Raw genomic sequence first — 1,990 nt, forward strand, 5'->3', positions numbered from 1 at the left:
CGCTGCGCAGAAGCCGCGCACGTCAAAGCCGCTGGCATTGACGCATTCGGCTATTTCGGCAACGGCCTTGGCCATGTTGCCGCCACCGCGCTGCATGGCATCGCCCACGGCTTCTTCCGAGCATTCCACTACAAAATCCACGTCCGCCGGAGCCATGCCCGCATTCCTGATCAGGTGCAGCAGGCAAAGCACGGCGCTGGCCTTGCTGGCGAGATTTTCCAGCATTATGCCGGCTTCAAGATTTTCATCGGTATCGTGGGCGCGGCGGCAGCAGCCCGCCACCTTGCCGCCAAAATACAAGGGCAGCGCGTGGTGCTTTTCCACGGCCTCAAGAATGTCGGCCTCGGGCCTGCCCTTTTCCAGACGGGCCATCTGCTTTTCGCCCATGACCGGATTTTGGGCCAGCTTGACGGCCACGGCCGAGGCAAAGCCCTCTTCAAGCCAGATAAGGTCAAAAACGTCGCAAATATCCATAAGCCCGATGAATTCGTCCTCGGGCATGATTTCGCCGAATTTGCCGAAGCGCTGCACGTCACCCGGGTTGTCTATCCAGGGTGCGGGGGCTGCGGCCAGCTCGTCCACGCTCATGGCGCCTATATAGGTTTTGTTGGGCGCGTAAGAAGCGGCCTGTTCATAGGTTTGCGCGTGCTTTGGCAATTCGCGCAGGAATTCTGAATCGGGCTTGGCGCGCCGCTCCTGCGCCGGTGTGCCGCCGTGATGCAGGGCCAGTTCCGGCGCAAAGTTCAGGCAATACGCCGCGGCCTTGATGCCAACAGTTTTCATGCTGCTATCCTCCAGCGTCTTTGCAGAGCACTGTCACTGGTAAAGAATTGCTTGACGGCAGGCCGTGCCTGCCTGTTCCTGTGCGTTGCATGGGTGGCAAAACCCTGCGGGTCATGCACGCAATCGTTACTTGACGCTCTGATGTTGAAGGTAGGCATAGGCCGACATGGCGGCCCTTGCGCCGTCGCCAGCCGCTGTAACAACCTGACGCAACGAGGTGTCGCGCACGTCGCCGGCGGCAAAAATGCCTGGGACAGAGGTCTGCAGATTGGCGTCGGTGACTATCCAGCCGCCGTCATCCGTCTGCAGCAGACCGTGCAGAAATTCGGCATTGGGCAGGGTGCCGATAAAAATGAACACGCCGCTCAGGTCAATCTGGCGAATTTCATTGGTCTTCACGTTGCGCACCATGATTTTTTCAACCATGTCGCTGCCTTCAATGGATTCCAGCACGCTGTCCATCACGGGAACAATCTTGGGATTTGCCAGAGCGTGCTCCACCACCAGCCTGTCGGCGCGGAATTCGTCGCGGCGGTGGATAAGGTAGACCTTGGAGGCAAAGCCCGTGAGGTAGCATGCCTCTTCCACCGCAGTGTTGCCGCCGCCGATGACGGCCACTTCCAGATCTTCAAAAAAAGCCGCGTCGCACACGGCGCAATAGGAAACGCCCATGCCCGTGTATTTCTTTTCTCCGGGGCAGCCCTGTTTGCGAAAATAGGCTCCGCTGGCGACGATCACGGCCCCGGCGGCGATTTCCGTGCCGTCCTTGAGCGTGATTATTTTTTCGTTGCCGCGAGTTTCGAGCTTTTGCACCGAAACCGAACGGAATTCCGCCTTGAAGAACTCCGCATGCGCGCGAAACGCGTCGGCCAGCCCCGTACCCGTGCCGTCAATGATGCCGGGATAGTTTTCCACCCTGCTGGTGGTCAGTATCTGGCCGCCGGGACGGCCTTTTTCCAGAACAAGGGTATCAAGACCGGCGCGCTTGCCGTAAATGGCGGCGGAAAGGCCCGCCGGGCCAGCGCCGATAATGACCAGTTCACGCTTTTCCATAAAAACTCCTTAAAAGGGCCGTATGCGTACGCCGCGCTGTTGCCGCGAGGTTCGCTGTGTGTCCTCCGGTTTTCGGCTTCGGCAAGGCCCGGCTTGCGGCGATGCCTTTTCCGGCACGCGGCACGGAACTCGTGGTCTTGCCGCCTGTGCCACG

The 1,990-nt window shown here is 59.7% G+C and carries 1 protein-coding gene and 1 pseudogene; both read right to left on the bottom strand.

The genetic code is table 11. The features are described from left to right. Positions 1-783, bottom strand: a pseudogene (locus tag V6C07_RS10490) (glycine/sarcosine/betaine reductase complex component C subunit beta); the annotation flags it as partial. Between the two features lie 126 nt (positions 784-909). Beyond that, positions 910-1,836, bottom strand: coding sequence for a thioredoxin-disulfide reductase (trxB, locus tag V6C07_RS10495; protein WP_333536416.1), 927 nt, complete (start codon positions 1,834-1,836; stop codon positions 910-912). Positions 1,837-1,990: the final 154 nt, after the last annotated feature.

Source organism: Desulfovibrio sp. 1214_IL3152, assembly GCF_036763055.1.
Taxonomy (GTDB): Bacteria; Desulfobacterota; Desulfovibrionia; order Desulfovibrionales; family Desulfovibrionaceae; genus Desulfovibrio.